Genomic DNA, 19,648 nt, shown 5'->3' with positions numbered 1-19,648 from the left:
CCGCATAAAAATCTGAATTATGAAAAATTTATTCTTTACTTTTTTAATCCTGATCATGACAGCATGTACTTCACAGCGCCTGGTTGAAAATTCCGGAAATGAAATTCTGAAAACAGAACTGACTAAAATATCCCGAATGGGTAAAATGCATTATTCCTTTTCAGCTGGTCAGCTGGAAGAATCCGGACTCAGCGAAAATACTAAAAAACTGAACGATGAAAACTGGAAGACAATCCAGAATCTTGCATCAAAAATAAATCTTGAAAATATAAACAATCTTGAAGCCCCTACTGACGCAAGATTTACCGACCGCGTTAAAGAAGTTCAACTTAGTTTTACACTTGGAGATACAACTTATGTTTCATCTGGATTTGACGAAGGCAATCCACCGGCAGAACTGGAAGAAATTTATACATATTTGGAAGATTTGATCGGTCAATAATTTCTGGAAATAAAATTCTGAAGCCTACATCAAAGATGTATTTTTTCGTTTTTTAAAGTCTGATAAAATTCTTGGAATGTTTTTTGATTTTTCATAAAACGTTTAACTTAAACTTCCTACGATGAACAAATTAAAAATATTTAAACTAGCCGGAATTATTGGACTACAAGCCAAAACATCAAATATGTCAGCTACAGACAACGCTAAAGCTTTTGCTCGAATGATGATTGATACCGTTTCCGGAAAATATAAACCCAAAAAAAGAAATCTTTTGATTGGATCGGCTGTCATTGCTTATGTCCTTTCTCCGATTGATTTAATCCCCGGATTTATTTTGGATGACGCAGCCATCGTACTTTTTGCGCTGAAATATTTCGGACGTGAAATGGACAATTACCTGGAATGGGAAAAGAAACAAAAAATAAAAACCATAGTTACAGACGCTGAAATTCTCAATGAATAAATTTCGCCGAAACTTGATTATCATCACAGGCCCCACTGCCATTGGCAAAACGGGGCTTGCTGTTTTTATTGCCAAAGCCTTAAAAACTGAAATCATTTCTTTTGACTCCCGACAATTCTACAAAGAAATGAAAATCGGGACGGCTGTTCCGACCAACGAAGAACTGTCCAAAGTTCCTCATCATTTTATCCAAAACCTAAGCATTCATGACACTTATTCCGTTGGAGATTTTGAGCAGGATGCATTGAAAAAAATCGAAGAATTATTCGAAACTCATCATTCTGTAGTAATGGTAGGCGGTTCGGGAATGTTTGAAAAAGCTGTGACGGAAGGTTTGGACGAATTTCCCGATGTCGATCCAAAATTCAGACAAGAATTAATTCAGGAATTTGAAGCATTCGGAATCGAAAAATTACAGGAAGAATTAAAAAATACGGATTTTTCTTACTACCAACAGGTCGATTTGAGCAATCATCAACGCCTCATCCGGGCACTGGAAATCATCCGTGGCAGCGGAAAACCCTTTTCATCTTTCAGAAAAAACAAATCGGCCGAAAGGAATTTCAAAGTCATCAAAATCGGACTCCAATTACCGCGCGAAGAAATTTATGAAAGAATCAACCGTCGAGTTGATTTGATGATGGAAGAAGGTCTGCTCGATGAAGTAAAATCGCTTTACGAATTCAAACATTTAAACAGCTTGCAAACAGTCGGTTACAAAGAAATATTTGATTATTTAGACGGAAAAATCGAACTGGATTTTGCGGTGGGAGAAATCAAAAAAAATACGCGTCGCTACGCCAAACGCCAACTTACTTGGTACCGGAAAGATGAAAATATCAAATGGTTTTCGCCATTCGAGAAAGAAGAAATCTTGGATTATATTTTAAATCATTTGGACAAAAAATCTTAGTACTTAATACTCAAGTCTTAATACTCACATTCCTTATCCGACTTTACATCCATTCTCCGTTTTTTTATCGGGCGAAAGCAAAACCACCTCATTGTTTTCGTTATAAATGCCCAAAACCAAACATTCAGAAATGAAGTTGGCTATTTGTTTAGGCGGAAAATTCACTACGGCAATGATTTGTTTTCCAATCAATTCCTCTTTGGAATAAAGATTTACAATCTGCGCGCTGGAATTCTTAATTCCCAATGCTCCAAAATCAATCCGCAACTGATAAGCCGGCTTTCTCGCTTTCGGAAAATCATTTACTTCCAGCACCGTTCCCACACGCATATCTACTTTTTCAAAATCTTCCCAGCTTAATGTTTTCATCTATATTTTTTTCGAATTTAATTAATTTAAATAATCCCGGCCTATTCTCAATTAAAAATTCAAAACTCATAACACATAACTCACAACTCATTATTACGACAAACCAAATAATTTCATAATTTAGCACCTTAACACAGAATAAATGGAATTACTGAAAGGAAAAACCGCCATCATCACAGGCGCAACACGCGGAATCGGGAAAGGAATTGCCGAAGTTTTTGCCAAAAACGGCTGCAACATTGCATTTACATTTGCTTCTTCGGTGGAAAGAGCAAAAGTTCTGGAACAGGAATTAGCTGCTTCCGGCATCAAAGCAAAAGGCTATCAGTCAGACGCTTCCGATTTTGAAGCCGCTCAAAAATTGGTGGATGATGTTTTGGAAGAATTCGGACAAATCGATATTGTCATCAACAATGCAGGAATCACGCGTGATAATTTGCTGATGCGAATGAGTCTGGAAGATTATGAAGAAGTAATCCGAGTCAATTTGAATTCAGCATTTAACTTAACAAAAGCGGTTACCAAACCTATGATGAAACAGCGAAACGGTTCCATCATCAATATGAGTTCGGTTGTAGGACGAAAAGGAAACGCCGGACAAGCGAATTATGCCGCTTCCAAAGCAGGTTTGATCGGACTTTCTAAATCAGTTGCCTTGGAATTGGGCTCAAGAAATATCCGTTGCAACGTCATCGCACCCGGATTTATCGAAACTGAAATGACCGAAAAATTAGATCCCAAAGCAGTGGAAGCCTGGAGAGCCGGAATTCCATTGAAACGTGGCGGAACACCGGAAGACATCGCAAATGCTTGCTTATTCCTGGCTTCTGATTTGTCCAATTATATTACCGGACAGGTTTTGAGCGTGGACGGCGGAATGTACACATAATTTGATTTACGATTTACGAAATTCGAATTTCGAGCTTCGGACTTCGAATAACTAATGTAACTACTATGAAAAAAACAATTTATTTACTCGGATTTATATTGGCTTTAAGCTGTAACCAGAATACAACCGAAACTCCGCTTGAAAATCAGGAAACTGAACTCACAGAAGTTTCAAGCAATTCCGTTCAGCCCAAAGAGAATCTAGGATTGGATTTCCGTAATGAATTAGAAAAACATTGCGGAAAAGCTTATGAAGGTGTAATCGTAGCAGGTGCCGAACCGGGCGATGGTTTTCACGGCGAACGATTGGTTATGCAGGTTTTATCTTGTGAAGAAAATCAAATTAAAATTCCTTTTTATGTGGGCGATGACAAATCCCGAACCTGGATTTTGAATTTCTTGGGCGACCGAATTCAACTCAAACACGACCATAGACTGGAAAGCGGAATTGACGATGAAGTTACGATGTACGGCGGAACTTCCACCAACACCGGATTTAAAGATATGCAGATTTTTATGGCCGATCAGGAAACTTGTAACCTGATTGATTATGCTTGCGGAAATGTTTGGTGGATGACCGTAGATGAAACTTCCTTTACCTATAATTTGCGTCGAATTGGTTCCGACCGACTATTTTCCGTAAAATTTGATTTGACAAAACCAATCGAATATGACGAAAGACCTTGGGGTTGGGGTCAAAAATTTGAATAAATATTTAAATAAAACCTGTCAGTTTTGAAAACTGACAGGTCAATTATTTATGTTCTTTGTGGTTGCAAATTTAGTCCACCATAGACAACTGAATTCGTTTTCTTTCCACATCCACATCGGTAACGGTCACTTCCACGATTTGATTCAGATGCACGACAGAATTCACATCGGAAATAAATTCTTTCGTAATTTTTGAAATGTGAACGAGTCCGCTTTGCTTGATTCCGATGTCCACAAAACAGCCGAAATTGGTAATATTATTGATGATCCCCTGCAATTTCATTCCGGTTTTCAGGTCTTCAATGGATTTTATATTTTTGTCGAATTGAACACTAACCGCTCGCTGACGCGGATCCAATCCGGGTTTCTTCAATTCCTCCAAAATATCTTGTAAAGTCGGTAAACCCACTTTTTCAGAAACATATCGGTTCAAATCAATTTTCTCAATCAAATTTTCATTTCCAATTAATTCTTGGGTTGAAACCTTTAAATCTTTCGCCATTTTCTCCACAATCGGATAAGATTCCGGGTGAACCGCCGAATTGTCCAAAGGATTTTCTCCGTTTTGAATTCTTAAAAATGCCGAAGCTTGTTGAAAGGCTTTTGCTCCCAATCGCGGCACTTTTTTCAATTCTTCCCTCGATTCAAATGCGCCCATTTCGGAACGATGATTCACAATATTTTCTGCCATCTTCTCACCTATTCCCGACACATAAGTCAGCAAATGTTTGCTCGCCGTGTTCAGGTTTACGCCTACTTTATTCACGCAAAGCATCACCGTTTCATCGAGTTCGGTTTTGAGTAAATTCTGATCGATATCGTGCTGATATTGCCCGACACCAATGGATTTCGGATCGATTTTTACCAATTCCGCCAAAGGATCGGAAAGTCGTCTTCCAATCGAAACGGCACCACGAACCGTGACATCGTATTGCGGAAATTCATCACGCGCAATTTTGGAAGCCGAATAAACAGAAGCGCCCGCTTCGTTCACCACAAAAACTTTTAACTTTCGGTCAAATGGAATGTTTTGGATCCAATTTTCGGTCTCGCGCGAAGCCGTTCCATTCCCGATGGAAATCGCTTCGATGTTATAAGCATTCACCAAGGAACGGATTTTCTTAGTGGCATCGTTTTTCTGATTTTGAGGCGCATGCGGATACACCGTTTCATTGTGCAACAAATCGCCTTGTTCATCTAAACAAACGATTTTACAACCCGAACGATATCCGGGATCAATCGCTAAAATTCGTTTTTCACCCAAAGGAGCGGCCAATAAAAGCTGTTTCAGATTATTGGAAAACACCTGAATGGAAGTTTTATCAGCCTGTAATTTTGCTTCGCTCAAAGCTTCATTGGAAAGTGAAGGTTCGAGCAGTCTTTTGTAAGCATCTTCAATGGCTTGCTGAATGATTTCCTTCAATTCCGGTTGAGAAGTTCGGAGAATGATATTTTCAATTAAATCCAAAGCATCGGCTTTCGGAATTTCGATTTTCACTTTTAAAAACCCTTCTTTTTCACCACGCAGAATTGCCAATAATCGATGCGAAGCGGAACGTTTTAACAATTCGGAAAAGTCAAAATATTGTGAGAATTTTTGTGCGCCTTCCTCCTCTTTTTTGGATTTAACGACTTTGGAAGAAATGCTTGCTTCGTGCTTGAATTTTCTTCTCAACTGATTTCGAACGCGTTCATTTTCATTGATCCATTCTGCCATAATGTGTTGCGCTCCTTGAATGGCATCCTCAATTGATTCCACCTGATCATTCAAATACCTTGAAGCCAGTTCATCCAAATCCCGAATGGGATTTTGTTTCATAATGATTTTGGCCAAAGGTTCCAAACCTTGTTCCTTGGCAGTATCGGCCTTGGTTTTTCTTTTTTTCTTATAGGGCAAATAATAGTCTTCCAATAGATTTTCATCGTAACAATCCGAAATTTTCTGCCGGAGTTCATCGGTCAATGCGTCTTGTTCTTCGATGGATTTTAAAATCGAAGTTTTTCTTTTTTCTAGTTCTTCGAAATTTTGTTTGAGCTTGGAAATCGTAGAAATCTGTACTTCGTCAAGTCCGCCCGTCATTTCTTTTCGGTAACGGGAAATGAAAGGAATGGTGCAGTCTTCGTTGAGCAAAGAAATCGTGTTTTCTATGGATTTCAGAGAAATAGATGTTTGCTGCTGGATGTATTGGGTGATGTTCATTTTCAATTTAAAAAGACATCAAAAATAAGGGTTTTTTTATTGGTCATCTAAAAACTTAGGGTTTCCCCCTATAAAGCTATGGCTTTTGTTGAGGATCTTTGCAATAGAAAATTTAATTACTCATCTATAATTAGAAGTGAGTAAAAAAGAAGAAAACATCAGATTCATAAGCTAATTATGAGTCTTTCAAAATTAAGTTGTGTCCTTTAAAAACCTAAACTATATTGATCTCTACTAATTTATTTATCCGGGAAATTCATTTACTTTTGGCTTACTTTACCAAAATTTATGTACTATGAATTTCCCCGGATAATAAAAATTTGAATTGATCCGGGCAATATCTTAAATTATTAAAAATAAATGAGGCTCTACACTATTTTCTTAATTCTTACCGCATTATTTTTTCTTACTTCCTGTCAGGATAAAAACCCAAATGATACACAGGAAAACTCAAATACTTCCCTTGAGAACAAATACAAAGACTTGGAAGAATACCAATGGTTGAGTGATGAGAATAATTTTCAAGATGAAGATTATCAGAAAAAATTCAACCAGCACTTTGAACAGAACTTAAAAGAAAATAATTGGGAAGCTGCTGCTGCATATCTGATTGCTTATGGCGATGTATTAGACTATAAATTTGAGCATGACAGCCTTTATCTAAAAAAAACGGAAGTATTTTTAAATGAAAATAAAAACAATATTTCTGATGAAGCCAGAGGCAGGCTTTATTACTATGTTGGAAACCATTATTTCCGAACACTTGATTTGGAAAAAAGCAATGATTGGCTAAAAAAATGTATTGAAATAGTTCCACAAAATAATTCTCATAAAAACACCCAGGGTTTTGCTCATTTTGCCATTGCGCAAAATTATATGCGAATGGGAAAATTGGAATTAGCTGAACAATATGTAGTAAAGGCATTAAATATTTTTGAAGAAGTTGAGGATTTGACCAATCAGGGAACTGCTTACCTTTTAATGTTCAGTATATATACTGAAAATAATGCCTATGAAGAATCTGAAAAATTCTTAAAAAAAGCCATTGATATTTTTGAAAAAACCAAAAATGACTATTTAAAATTTATGGCTCAGAGTTCTTATATTCATTTTCATATCGATCAGGGTGATACGCTGACCACCTTAAATCAGATTGACAAATTAGCGGAATTTTCCAAAAAAATTAGCCTGAATGAATACCAAAATGGTTTGTTAAATCAATACAAAGCCTTTAAATACACGGCTCAAAAAAAGGAGGACAGTGCTCTTTATTACCTCAAAACCGCCAAAGAAATTGCAAAACGAACGGCCGATCCGGATCTCGATATGCGGAATTTCTTTCAGGAAATTCTATTTTCAAAAGCATTTGACAAACCTTTGGAAAATATCAAGCAAGCTGAAGATTTCTTTGAAGAATTAGCCGTAGATAAACAAGAAAACAGACAATTTATGGCACAAATCGCCGATGTATTGTTCAAGTTTTATTTAAAAAAAGGAGAACATGAAAAGGCCAATTATTATGCGGTTTTTCTCATCGACGATGCCTACAAACAGGCTGAAGCCCGAGCCAAAGGATCTTTATTTGAGCTGGAAAGAAAATTTGAGACGGAAAGAAAAGAGAAAACAATATTGCTGCAGGAAAAAAAGTTGGCAGATCAAAATAAAATGATTTTGTACTTGGTGATCTTAACCCTATTTATTATTCTGATTTCGGTAATTGTATTTGTCTGGAATAAAAACAGAAGCATCACCAAAGAGAAAAAAATTACGGAAAATTACGCTTCTCAATTATTACAAAAAACTGAAAATGAACGAAAAAGAATAGCATCGGATTTGCATGACAGCGTAAGCAATGAACTCATAAATCTTCGTCATGCCATTGAAAAAAATGATTTCAGAAACAAAATAGATTTTATTTTGGATGAAGTACGGAACATCAGCCGAAACATCAGTCCTACATTATTTGATAAAATTGGTCTTAAATCAAGTGTGGAGCAATTAATTGAACGAACTCAGAACCAGCATAATTTCTTTATAACTTCAGAAATCAATTACGATGGAAGTCTGGACATCGACAAAGAATTGCAATTGTACCGAATTATTCAGGAAGCCATTACCAATATTTTAAAACATGCCGATGCGATGGCAGGCAAGATTTCGATTGAGGAAAACAAGAAAACTATCAATGTTGAAATCAGAGACAATGGAAAAGGTTTTGACGTACAGAAAATGCTTGAAAAGGGAAATTCCTTCGGACTGCTCAACATTAGCGAACGCGTGAAATATTTAAATGGAACCATAAATTTCCATTCAGACCACTCGGGAACCATCATTAAAATAACCCTACCTAAATAAATTTTATGCACTTTATAATTGCTGACGACCACCCGCTCTCACTTCTTGGAACGCAAGTTCTTATAGAAAGTTTGGGTTATGTTGTATTGGAATCCTGTAAAAATGGTGAGCATGCCTGGAATTCCATTAAAAGATTAAAGCCCGATTTTGTCATTCTCGATATCTCCATGCCTGAAATGGACGGACTGGAAGTTTCTGAAAAAATCCGTGTCCATCAGCTTCCGACAAAAATCATTTTATTGACCTCTCACAAAGAAAAAAGCGTTTATCAAAAAGCACAAGAACTGAATATAAATGCTTATTTATTGAAAGAATATGCGTTGGAAGAGTTGAGAGAATGCATTCAGCATTTACTTAGAAATGATAATTATTTCAGTAGAAAAATAAAATTCGATCTCGAAAAAGATTTGGATTACCTCAAAGAAGAAGCGATGGATCAGTTGAGTTTCTCTGAAAAAAAAGTATTTGAATTAATTGTCGAGCAAAAAACGACCAAAGAAATCGCATCCTTGTTATTCCTATCCGAAAAAACTATCGAAGCGCATCGTTCCTCGATCATTCGTAAATTAGGATTAAAACCGGAGAAGAACGTTTTATTGAAGTTTGCTTCCCAATTTCAGAATAATCCAAATGAACTGGAAAATTAAATAAACATCGTTCAGAATATTTCAAAAATCCTCGAAAAAAGCTGTGTAAAAAAAATATTGTCGATTATTTTAAAGTAAAATCCTATTCTCCAAATTCAGTACCTTTGCACCTTTAAAATTCAGTAAAAATGCAATTAACAGAACAAGAAATCATTCGTCGTGAAAAGTTAGCTCAGCTAAGAGAAATGGGAATTGATCCATATCCTGCTGAGGAATTTGAAATTACTTCAACTGCTGAACAAATCAAGAAGAACTTTGAAGATGGTAAACAGGTGAAACTTGCTGGACGATTGATGTCGGTTCGGATAATGGGAAAAGCGTCTTTTGCCGAATTGCAGGACAGCAGCGGAAGAATTCAGATATATGTTTCGCGGGACGATATTTCGACTGATGAAGAGGCAACAGCTTACAATGTTTTGTTCAAAAAATTATTGGACATCGGAGATTTCATCGGGATTGAAGGTTATCAGTTCAAAACCAAAGTAGGTGAAATTTCGGTTCACGTAACCAAACTGGATTTACTTTCGAAAACTTTGCGTCCGCTTCCCATCGTGAAAACCGATGAGGAAGGAAATGTACACGATGCTTTTGTGGATCCCGAATTGAGGTACCGAATGCGTTATGTCGATTTAGTGGTGAATCCGCATGTCAAGAATACTTTTGTCAAAAGAACAAAACTTTTCAACGCTATGCGCGAATATTTCAACAAACATGGATACATGGAAGTTGAAACACCGATTTTACAACCGATTCCAGGAGGAGCTGCAGCGAAACCTTTCATCACTCATCACAACGCATTGGACATACCACTATATTTGAGAATCGCCAACGAATTGTATTTGAAAAGATTGATAGTTGGTGGGTTTGATGGTGTTTATGAATTTGCAAAAAACTTCAGAAATGAAGGGATGGACAGAACGCACAATCCTGAATTTACTGTAATGGAAATCTATGTTGCTTACACAGATTATCATTGGATGATGGATTTCACCGAAAAACTGCTGGAACATTGCGCCGTCGCGGTAAATGGCTCGACAAAATCAACTTTCGGCGAACATGAAATCGAATGGAAAGCGCCTTATCCAAGAATTTCTATGCGAGATGCGATTTTGAAATTTACCGATTTTGATATCAAAGGAAAATCAGAAGAAGAAATTCGTCAAGCAGCAATTTCTATGGGAATTGAAGTCGATGAAACCATGGGGAAAGGAAAATTAATCGATGAGATTTTTGGAGAAAAATGTGAAGGAAATTTCATTCAGCCGACTTTCATTACCGATTATCCGGTAGAAATGTCGCCACTTACCAAAAAACACCGAACTGAAGAAGGATTGACCGAACGATTTGAATTGATGGTTTGTGGAAAAGAAATCGCCAATGCTTATTCGGAATTAAATGACCCGATTGACCAAAGAGAGCGTTTTGAAGATCAATTAAAATTATCAGAAAAAGGCGATGACGAAGCCATGTTCATCGACCAGGATTTCCTTCGTGCACTGGAATACGGAATGCCTCCAACTTCGGGATTGGGAATCGGGATGGACCGTTTGATTATGTTTTTGACCAATAATCCATCGATTCAGGAAGTTTTATTCTTCCCTCAAATGAGACCGGAGAAAAAACAGGTTCAAGTAAGTGAAGAAGCCAAAGCTGTTTTGGAATTGCTTGGGAAATCAGGAAGAATTGATTTAAATGAATTGAAAAACCAATCCGGACTTTCCGGTAAAAAATGGGACAAAGCCATTAAAGAATTGACTTCCAACAAACTTGCTCAGGTTGAAAAAACTGAGGAGGGTTTGTTTGTGGAAGCAAATTAATTTTAATAAATAAAATCATAAAAATCCTTGTGAAACATATTCTCACAAGGATTTTTTTAATCTTCACAATTATTCATCACTAATTGCACTAATTTTTTAGCCAAATCAAAATTTTCATCGGGATCATGACTGATTTTGGTGTAAACGGTAAAGGTTTCATTTCCAGAAAGAGTTACCATCTCTCCTCCTCTTTCGGTGTTAAATCGCCAATAAGCCGCATCGCCCAGATTGTCCACTTTTTCAAATCCGGAAGATTTCCGAGCTCCGACAAAACCTTTTACGGTTTCTCTTTCCTCTTCAGTTTTATTTTCAAGGTGCTTTTCCATTCGGGCTTCCATTTGCGCTATTTCTTCTTCGCTCATTTCTTTGTAAGCGGTATCAAATCTTTCCCGAAAGGCTTCGGCAGGTAAATCGGCATCGTAAGCATTCAAACTCGAAAAGCCGATGAAATTATTATCGGGAACCATCACATGTTCACTGACAGGACTTGGCTGAGAAGGCCGATCACTTTCCCAGGAATAATACACTTCTCCATAAGAATCTTTCCGGTCAATGGTTTTGGTTTTGAATTCCTCCGAAGGTCTATTCAGAATCCGTGCTACATCATCGAGCGGTAACAGTTCATCGTACCTTAAATCTAGTTTACTCAGACAATTTAAATTGGGACTGGTAGAAGTTTTTGTGGTGATTTCATTTTGGGGCTCCGTTTCAGAGTTCTTACAAGATGTAAAAATACTCATACCGATAAGAAGGATCATTATTTTTTTCATACTAAAAGTTTTAGAATAAATACAAAAGGCTGCTTTCACAGCCTTTTGGAAATGATAATTTATATTAAATAGAGAACTTATTACCAAACATTGGTTACACATCCGTTGTCCACCGTAACATTTTCACCAATCGTCAGATTTGGATTAGAACCTTGTCCGGTAAGAACTCGATAATTAATTCCACAACCACTGATATTTGTAAACTTCACATTGTGAATGTTTAACAAACTTTCGTACCAAAGCCATACGTTTCCTTGTGGAGCGTTCAGACCTGAATACTGTATTTCGGCATAAGCAATTTCGTTTACCGCATGCTCACTACTAATATTGATGCCCCTCCAAGCTTTAGGTACTTTTGATACTCCTGTAAAAATAATCGGCTCCGCAGCTGTTCCAATTGCTTTAATCCCTCCACCATCTTCGTAAATAAGCAATTGAGTTTCAGCTCCAAATTCAATTACTACACCCGGTTGAATGGTTAAAATATCTCTTACCCGGATGTTCTTTATAGCATTTGAAATCACGCTATAAGGCACATCTATTTTGTACCAAGTCGTTGGGGTTTTGATTTCCTCACCATATGGATCTATAAAAACAAAATCTGATGTGTTGCCTGAATATAGATTGGTATTGTTGATAGCATTGAGGTATCCCGGATTGACAACTGCAGGTGCGTTGTTGTTAGTAAATCTGTTGTTTTCCAAAGTTATTATACTCGAAGTATAGGTTGCGTTGAGACCATAAGACTCACTATTGGAAATCAAAGAATTTGTCATTTTCAGTCGGCTGTTTGCATATACATGAACAGCTCCTTTGTCACCATTACTATTAAAAGGCTTTCCGCCTGCATCCAAAACTTGAGTATGAGTAAGTTCGTTGAGCGTACTGTTACTGTCAAACATGATTCCTCTCCACCATCCTTTATTGTTTTGAGTTCCTCTGAAAATAATTGGTTTTTCAGCAGTTCCCACAGCTGAAAGTGAACCATCTGCCGTATGGAAGTCGTCAGTTTCCAATCCTGCATCTTCTTCAAATTCAATCACTACACCCGGTTCGATTTTAATCGGAGCGGTAATATGCATCCTACAAGTTACAATGTAGTCTACAGGAGCATAAGGGTCATCGGTCAAAACCCGAGCTTCTTGGAAGAAATTACAATCCAGAACGATTGGATCGTTAAATTGTTCGACAATTGGCTCCGAACCATCATCGTCAGAAGAAGTACAAGCCGCTAAACCAAAGACGACTAAAAATAAAAACAAATGTTTTAAATTATTGATTTTCAAGTAATTATTTTTCATAATAATATAGTTATAGTTAATTAAAATTTATATTTCATTCCAATCATTGCAACCACTTGATCATAGTCGCTGATGACGTATTTTACTTCTGCAAATGGTGCAAACTTTTCTGATAAATGGAATTTGAATCCACCACCGATGTTTGCCCCGATTTTTCCTTCTCCATCTGAACTAGAAATGCCCATATAGTCACCTTTTGCTGAAAGATGGGAATAATTAATTCCGGCCAATCCATAAGCCCCCATTTGTTCAAGACTCAGGAAATAATAGTTAAGATTCCCATTTACTTCCCACATATTTCTTGTGACGTAATAATATTTCTCAGGAAAATAAAACAAGAAACTCGGTGAAATGGTAAGATTGTTTACAATGGCAAATTCGGCATTAACACCAATACCAACTTGCTCTATCTCACTTCCGTAGCCAAACATCAATCCGATGTTGCTGTCGTTCTGAGCCTTCAGAAGCCCAAATCCCATAAATAGCACAACTGTGCTGACAATAAGTTTTTTCATTTTTTTAATTTTTAATATGTTTTATGCGTTTTAGTGAAGAGAAAAACAAAAAGTAAACATCAAGTCTTTATTTTTTTTGAGTTAATTTAAAAAAGAAGCTGCCCGATATCTTTAATGCAGAGAGGAACTGTTAATTTTGAAATAAAACATATTGTAAATCAGGCAACTTCAATTTATAAAATCAGCAAACAATCCATTCTTAAAACACTAAATTCTTTTCCCTTCGAATTTTATCCTAAAAATTTGGGTATTTTTGTTAAAGAATCAATGAACAGACGATTTACTGGTTAGTGAGAAAAAAACTAATAAGTAAACATCCGTCTAAAAAATGTTTACCAATTCCAAATATTTACACTAAATGACAGAGGATGAAGTAAAAAGGTATTTGAAAAGCAATCAGGAAAAGGCTTTGTTTAAGATTTACGACTTCTATAAATCAGAATTTTTACAATTCGCCAATCGCTACGAACTTCCAAAAGATGATATTTTGGATGTGTATCAGGATGCTTTCATTGCCTTGCATGAAAATGCTTTGAAAGGTAAACTCGATGAATTGAAAAGTAATGTCAAAACCTACTTTTTCGCAATTGGGAAATACATGATTTACAGCAAATTAAAACAAGACAAGAAATCTATTTATATGGAATCAGCCGATGATTTTCAGTTTGATGAATCTTGGAGTATAGAAGAAGAACCGGAAGAGAATTCATCGGTAAGAAAACTGGAAATTGCTTTGAATCAAATGGGCGGAAAGTGCAAAGAACTTCTCACCTACTTCTATTACGAAGAAAAAAAATTGGACGAGATAGTCCTACTGATGAATTATGATAACAAAGACGTGGCGAAAAGTCAAAAGTCACGTTGCATGAAGAATTTGAAAAACTTGTTAAACAAAAACCAATGAACAAGGAAGATTTATTAAACGGATATTTTGAAAACTCACTTTCCAACGAGGAAATGCAGATTTTTGAAGAATTATTGAAAAATGACGTGGAATTTAAATCAGAATTTGAGCTTCGAAAGGATTTGAAATCCGCACTTCAACAAAATAAACGCAAAGAATTAAAAGAAAAATTAAGACAACACGAAGCGCAAAAATCCAACGAAAGAAATTTAGTTTTCAATTGGCGATACGTTGCAGCAGCGGTTTTGGTTTTAGGTTTTGGAACTTATTTTTTGGTCAATGATTTCCAAAATACAGAAGATTTGTATTCCGCTTATTATGAAACTTATCCCAATACGGTTTTGCCGGTTGTTCGTGCAGACTCTACCGAGGAATCACCCGAAACACTTGCCTTTCAAGCTTATGAAAACGAAGATCACGAACGAGCGATTGATTTATTTTCAAGCATATACGAAAAAAGTCATGCAGAATATGCCCTTTTCTACAAGGCTATGTCCATTTTGGACAAAGGCGAAGCCACCCAAGAAGCCATTAGAATTCTCCAAAACACCGAATGGTCAGATGATTACAAGGACAAATCTCTTTGGTATTTGGCACTTGCCTATTTGAAACAGGACAACAAGCCCAAAGCAAAACTGGTTTTGGAAAAGCTTAAAAACGAGAGTAATTATCGAAACCAACAAGTCAGCGAATTGCTCGGGAAGCTCTGAATTTCAAAAAAGTAAAAATCATGCCCGAAACCAAAAGAATTCCGAAAATATACAACCATGTATAGGATTTTTCTGAAATCGGTGTGATGTCCCCCGAAATCACAAAGCCAGCCCAATAATAAGGATGTTGAAGTTCCGGCTCCTGAACACTTGCCAAATACTCCAATTTCGCATTGCGCAAAGCTTCATTTTTGTCCTGGCCTTTTTGCAGGTTTTCATAAAATTTCACCATGAGTTCCGAAGTTTGTCGGTCCGAAACTTGCCATAAACTCATCACGGCCGATGAAACTCCGGCATAGGTAAAAGCCCTTGCCATGCTCATCACTCCATCGCCTGACTCATTTTTCCCAAGTCCGGTACTGCAAGCACTCAACACCACCAAATCGGCATTCAAATCCAAATTATAAACTTCCGAAGCCGTTAATTCACCCGAATCCTCAGCTGCCGTGAAATACATTTTACTGAGCATCGGATTGTTTTTATCGATTTCAGAATGCGTGGCAAGGTGCAAAACCAAGGCATCGGGCGCTTCTTCCAAAAACTTCGATTTGGTAGCCATTTCGCCCAAAACTTCAATTCCATCGGTTAAATCCTTGATCTTTTGAACTTCATTCTGATTGTTTGGAAGCGGATTTCCTTCATAAACGGGCGCAAATCCCATCCATTTGCCGGACGATCTTTTTTGTTTTGACATTTGCTTTTGCGCATTGTACAATTGAACCGATCCGGCATAGCTTAAATTCATTTTTTCCAAAAGAATTCCCGTTTCATCCTCTAAAATTTCAAAAGGAATTTGGTTCAATTCTTTATCGGCAATCACAATCAAATCTTCAAGGTTATCTTCAAAATCAGGTAATAATTCTGAAGCTAAATCTTTTGAGAGACTCTTAATTTCCTTTCTTTCCAATAGGTTTTCAACCAGTTGAAGCGTTGAAATCTGAATGTCATTTGAATTATTCAGCTCATCGAACTGAACTTTTGATTTGCTGAAATAAAGTCGATACACTTTGTCTTTGCCTACAAAATATTCCAAAAATGCCTGATTTTTTTTCAAGGCTTTTTGCTGATAATAACGAATGTTTTCGGCCAATAATAAGTTTTTGGCTTCGTAATAATCCGGATGATTTTCCCGAAGATATTCCTGAATTTTCTCGATTTCATAATTCAGTTCTATCTGTTTGTCCAACATATTTTGAAGGTTGGCATTCGTGGTTGTGGAATCACTTTGGGCCAAGTAAATTGCATCGTTCAATTGCGATAGTTCACGGTTCAGACGTTTTTCATCGTTGAGAATTTCATTCGACACTCCTTTCTCCGTTTTGATTTCCAAATCCATCATCCCATCAAGCAAAACCGTGGATTTATTGATTTCCATCAGTCGAAACAAAGTATTCAATACCTTGCTTTCTTTGGAATATTTATGCATTTCTGCTGCAATTTCCATCGAGTTTTCAATATAACTCGCCACGCTCTGACTATAATACAATTTAGAATTCTGATAATTGTATTCGGTTTTTCCTTTGATAATGATTTCGATTAATTCTTCTATGTTTTCAAATGCTTTTTCAAGCGCTTCTCGGTTTTGAGTCAGTTGGTATTCTTTGAACAAAATAGAATTTCGAATTGAAAGTGCTTCGGTATCAAGCAAATCGGTATTATGGTGAAGGGAAAGAATATCTTCTGCCCGATCCAGATGATTTTTTGCTTGGTTTACTTCATTTAACCCCAGATAAATTTTCGCCAATCTTAAGCCACTAATCGCTTTAACTTTGAAATCGTTTTCTAAATGTTTATTGATTAAATCCTCCGATTGTTCTGCATAATACAAGGCTTCAGAATAGTTTTCCGTTTCGGTGTACATATCAATCAAACTATCGTAAGCCGAAGAAATCGAATAAATTCTGCCGGTTGCTCGAGAAGAATCCACTGCAAGCAAATAATATTTTTCTGCCTCTTTGAAATTTCCAGCTTCTTTTTCAATGAAAGCCAAATCGATGTAAACTTGAGTGGTAAACTTATCATCTTTCCCAAAAAAATCAAGACTTTCTTCCAATACTTGATTCATCAGTTTTCGAGCGCCTTCATAATTTTCCTGCTGTACATACACCCTCGACAAGGACATAGAAGGCAAGGATTTCAGATAAACAGACTCAATTTTTAATACATCATTGGCAAGTGAATAAGCTTTTAAACTATAAAATTCAGCTTTTTGAATGTCCTTTAAAATAAAATAAGTATCGGCTAAAAGCGAATAATAGGTAATCAAAGTTGGGCTTTCCTCACCATGAGCTTTTATTTCCCAATCAATGGCTTCTTTCAAATAATATCCCGATTCGGGATAATCGCCGGTTTTGCCTTGAAAAATCATACCGATGTTAAAAGCCAACTGAGAACGTCGCTGAAAAATGGACTGGGTTTCATTTGGGAAATTCTTTAATTCAGCATAAGCTACCTCCATCATATAAAGCGAACTATCGATTTTATCGGCATTATAATAAGCACCACCGACCCATTGCAACATTGAAATTCGTTTGAAAGTCCAGTCGGAATTTAAATTATTCAGCGATTTATTTCCGTAATACAAGGCATCTGGAAAATTTCTTTGGGAATGAAAATGTTTGGCAATGGTTTCAAAAACAGCCGAAATGGTTGAAGTTTCAACGGATTTTGAGCCAGAATAATTTTCTGCTAATTTTTTTAGATTCTCCAATGAGCCAGTTTGATTTTGTAATAACTCAATACGGTATTTAAGATTCAACAACTGAACATACAAATCGGTTTCATTGTTTTTTAAATCGGGATAATCCCTAAGAATTTCTTCTATCCATTTTAAATCCTCGGATTGTTTTTCGATGTCTGCACGATAAGTTCCCGGGGATTGTCGCATTGAAATTCTATAAATCACAGACAAAATCTCTTCTTTGGGCTGCAATCTTCCTTTTTCTACATAAAGACTGAGAAAAATAGAGTCGGCTTTCCCCCATTCGGAATTATCGCCCTTTACAGGTCCGTTCAGAAACATTTCCTCCGCTTGTTCAAATAAGGAAGAAGATGGAGTTTGAAAACCAAAAAATAAAAACAAGAAGAGAATTGAAAATGGGAGAGCTCTCATCATAGAAAAGGATTTGTTCAAATCTAATCAATAAATCCATAATTTAGAAATAAGAAATCTCGAAGTTTAACTGATAGAATTTTCTTTATTAAATTTATAGAAACCAATTTATTAAAATCAAATGAAACCCTCTAGACTCATCAGCCTTTTACTCGCCGCTATTTTGTTTTATCTGGTACATATCGACGTTCAAAAAGAAAAAAAAGAACGACAAAAACATCTGGAATCCCTTATCTGGTCGCCACCGCCTGACGATGGCAAAGTGTATCGCGGCTGGGATTACAACAAAGAAGAATGGATCGAAGACAAGGGTTATAATTACCGTTTCAACCCACATCTTTATTCCGATGAGGAATTACAAAAATTGCGAGAAGAATTGGAATACGATACCGAAGGAAGGTATTTTCATATTCCCGGCAAAAGGATTCTCACTCGAGAACAAGAAATCCAGGAAGAAGCCGAAAGATATATTGAAGATAATATCGAAGATATTTTGGACGAATACGCAAATTAACGCACGAGATTCATCCACCAACAATCCAGTCCATCCGTTGCCATGTGCATCAAAAGCCCGATCGCGGGAGTCCTTGTTTTGGGAGAAAACAACATCAACAGATAAGCTCCAATTGCCCATTGGGTATGAAGTGGGTGAAACCCAATGCTGCAGCGGTTAGGGTCAAAAAAAGGATCGGCCAAAAGATGATCCAAATCTACCAACATAGTCAATAGAAAAATCAGATAAACCTTTTTCCAATTGTTTCGAAAAAATAAAATAGCAACAATGGCCGGAAAACCTAAATGCAGAAAATAATGTACAAAACTCTGTAACATACTCATAAAAAAACCTTGTCAGAGCGAATCTGACAAGGTGGAAATTATAAAAAAACTGATTATTTTATTATTATTTAGCTTCTTCTGCTTCAACTTGACCGTGAGCACCTTTTTTATGTTCATTTACAGTCAAATCAGCATTCACAGAATAAGCGCTTCCGAAACCATTTACATAAGACCCGCTGATAGGTTGTAAGTCAATCAGAATAAAATCCTTCAGATCAGCTAACATTTTCACGATATTTCCATGTTTAGCTTCCAAAGCATTGACTGCGCGTTCGTAAAATTCAGATTTCTCATCTACGACAACGGCTTCGCAATCCATGGTCAGACGATCACGCGCATAGATTTGTTTTACCGCTAATTCATCTTGAATTACCATCACAGAAACACGTTTTCTATCACGCAAATTTCGAGTGTGGCGAGCCATGAAAGATACTAAAACCTGAAAACCTCCATCAATCTGCACAAAGGGCGCATAACTGGAAGCCGGAGTTCCGTCTTCGTTCAAAGTAGCTAAAATTACAGATTTAGCTTCTCCAATCAACTCTTCAATTTTGGGAACTTTGGGCTTAACTTTCTTTTGAGCAGCTACGATATCGGTCATAATTTTTGATTTTTAAGTAATTAATTATGCGCCAAAGTTAATAATTTTAGAATGAATCTAAATACTTAAAGGTATGATATTTATTGGCTTTAG

Annotated in this window: 19 protein-coding genes; 11 read left to right on the top strand and 8 right to left on the bottom strand. The window is 36.6% G+C overall.

Translation table 11 applies throughout. From position 1 onward, the window contains the following. Positions 1-19: 19 nt before the first annotated feature. The 3 genes from WBF63_RS04840 (at position 20) to miaA (ending at position 1,818) form a co-directional block, all read left to right on the top strand. A complete protein-coding gene (locus WBF63_RS04840) occupies positions 20-442 on the top strand; it encodes a hypothetical protein (protein ID WP_424368571.1) in 423 nt (140 codons plus the stop codon). A 121-nt stretch (positions 443-563) separates the two neighbouring features. Continuing rightward, positions 564-905, top strand: coding sequence for a YkvA family protein (locus tag WBF63_RS04835; protein ID WP_424368570.1), 342 nt, complete (start codon positions 564-566; stop codon positions 903-905). Further along, complete coding sequence (miaA, locus tag WBF63_RS04830) at positions 898-1,818, top strand: tRNA (adenosine(37)-N6)-dimethylallyltransferase MiaA (protein WP_424368569.1); 921 nt, start codon at positions 898-900, stop codon at positions 1,816-1,818. Before WBF63_RS04835 ends, miaA begins: the two co-directional genes overlap by 8 nt. Positions 1,819-1,851: 33 nt before the next feature. Here miaA and WBF63_RS04825 read toward each other — a convergent pair whose 3' ends face one another. Further along, positions 1,852-2,187 (bottom strand): tRNA-binding protein, encoded by a 336-nt coding sequence (locus WBF63_RS04825; protein WP_424368568.1) that lies wholly within the window; start codon positions 2,185-2,187, stop codon positions 1,852-1,854. 142 nt (positions 2,188-2,329) lie between these two features. Between WBF63_RS04825 and fabG the strand changes: the two genes are divergently transcribed. Then, positions 2,330-3,076 carry a 3-oxoacyl-[acyl-carrier-protein] reductase gene (fabG, locus tag WBF63_RS04820; RefSeq protein WP_424368567.1) on the top strand — a complete coding sequence of 249 codons (747 nt, stop codon included), beginning with the start codon at positions 2,330-2,332 and terminating at the stop codon, positions 3,074-3,076. Positions 3,077-3,141: 65 nt separating this feature from the next. After that, positions 3,142-3,786: a hypothetical protein gene (locus WBF63_RS04815; protein ID WP_424368566.1), complete on the top strand. Its 645-nt coding sequence runs from the start codon at positions 3,142-3,144 to the stop codon at positions 3,784-3,786. Between the two features lie 70 nt (positions 3,787-3,856). On the opposite strand, the gene WBF63_RS04810 is transcribed toward WBF63_RS04815, so the two are convergent. Further along, a complete protein-coding gene (locus WBF63_RS04810) occupies positions 3,857-5,986 on the bottom strand; it encodes a Tex family protein (RefSeq protein WP_424368565.1) in 2,130 nt (709 codons plus the stop codon). A 360-nt stretch (positions 5,987-6,346) separates the two neighbouring features. Between WBF63_RS04810 and WBF63_RS04805 the strand changes: the two genes are divergently transcribed. The 3 genes from WBF63_RS04805 to lysS all read left to right on the top strand — a co-directional run bounded on the left by WBF63_RS04805 (position 6,347) and on the right by lysS (position 10,805). Next, complete coding sequence (locus tag WBF63_RS04805; RefSeq protein ID WP_424368564.1) at positions 6,347-8,341, top strand: tetratricopeptide repeat-containing sensor histidine kinase; 1,995 nt, start codon at positions 6,347-6,349, stop codon at positions 8,339-8,341. Positions 8,342-8,346: 5 nt separating this feature from the next. Further along, entirely contained in the window at positions 8,347-8,988 is a 642-nt protein-coding gene (locus tag WBF63_RS04800; RefSeq protein ID WP_424368563.1) for a response regulator, read from the top strand. Positions 8,989-9,116: 128 nt separating this feature from the next. Next, positions 9,117-10,805, top strand: a complete 1,689-nt coding sequence (lysS, locus tag WBF63_RS04795; RefSeq protein WP_424368562.1) for a lysine--tRNA ligase — start codon at positions 9,117-9,119, stop codon at positions 10,803-10,805. A gap of 56 nt (positions 10,806-10,861) precedes the next feature. On the opposite strand, the gene WBF63_RS04790 is transcribed toward lysS, so the two are convergent. From WBF63_RS04790 to WBF63_RS04780, 3 genes are all read right to left on the bottom strand, one after another. After that, on the bottom strand, positions 10,862-11,575 hold the full coding sequence (locus tag WBF63_RS04790; protein WP_424368561.1) for a hypothetical protein: 714 nt from the start codon (positions 11,573-11,575) through the stop codon (positions 10,862-10,864). An 80-nt stretch (positions 11,576-11,655) separates the two neighbouring features. Beyond that, positions 11,656-12,876 (bottom strand): hypothetical protein, encoded by a 1,221-nt coding sequence (locus WBF63_RS04785; protein WP_424368560.1) that lies wholly within the window; start codon positions 12,874-12,876, stop codon positions 11,656-11,658. 20 nt (positions 12,877-12,896) lie between these two features. After that, the gene (locus WBF63_RS04780) at positions 12,897-13,391 is read right to left on the bottom strand and encodes an outer membrane beta-barrel protein (RefSeq protein ID WP_424368559.1); all 495 of its coding nucleotides are present in this window, start codon (positions 13,389-13,391) and stop codon (positions 12,897-12,899) included. A 358-nt stretch (positions 13,392-13,749) separates the two neighbouring features. Here WBF63_RS04780 and WBF63_RS04775 point away from each other — a divergent pair, with 358 nt between their 5' ends. Further along, a complete protein-coding gene (locus tag WBF63_RS04775) occupies positions 13,750-14,295 on the top strand; it encodes an RNA polymerase sigma factor (RefSeq protein ID WP_424368558.1) in 546 nt (181 codons plus the stop codon). Beyond that, a complete protein-coding gene (locus tag WBF63_RS04770; protein WP_424368557.1) occupies positions 14,292-15,005 on the top strand; it encodes a tetratricopeptide repeat protein in 714 nt (237 codons plus the stop codon). Before WBF63_RS04775 ends, WBF63_RS04770 begins: the two co-directional genes overlap by 4 nt. Here the strand turns inward: WBF63_RS04770 and WBF63_RS04765 are convergent. Next, the gene (locus tag WBF63_RS04765) at positions 14,980-18,120 is read right to left on the bottom strand and encodes a CHAT domain-containing protein (RefSeq protein WP_424368556.1); all 3,141 of its coding nucleotides are present in this window, start codon (positions 18,118-18,120) and stop codon (positions 14,980-14,982) included. The two genes, WBF63_RS04770 and WBF63_RS04765, sit on opposite strands and share 26 nt — an antisense overlap. Positions 18,121-18,238: 118 nt before the next feature. Between WBF63_RS04765 and WBF63_RS04760 the strand changes: the two genes are divergently transcribed. After that, positions 18,239-18,631 (top strand): hypothetical protein, encoded by a 393-nt coding sequence (locus WBF63_RS04760; RefSeq protein ID WP_424368555.1) that lies wholly within the window; start codon positions 18,239-18,241, stop codon positions 18,629-18,631. On the opposite strand, the gene WBF63_RS04755 is transcribed toward WBF63_RS04760, so the two are convergent. After that, entirely contained in the window at positions 18,628-18,954 is a 327-nt protein-coding gene (locus WBF63_RS04755) for a DUF6122 family protein (RefSeq protein ID WP_424368554.1), read from the bottom strand. The genes WBF63_RS04760 and WBF63_RS04755 overlap by 4 nt on opposite strands. 64 nt (positions 18,955-19,018) lie before the next feature. Further along, positions 19,019-19,555, bottom strand: coding sequence for a pyridoxamine 5'-phosphate oxidase family protein (locus WBF63_RS04750; protein WP_424368553.1), 537 nt, complete (start codon positions 19,553-19,555; stop codon positions 19,019-19,021). Between the last annotated feature and the right edge of the window lie 93 nt (positions 19,556-19,648).

The sequence above is a fragment of the Moheibacter sp. genome (genome assembly GCF_049672845.1).
Lineage (GTDB): Bacteria > Bacteroidota > Bacteroidia > Flavobacteriales > Weeksellaceae > Moheibacter.
Note: the sequence above shows the minus strand (reverse complement) of the source record. Positions and strands in the feature narration are given on the sequence as shown.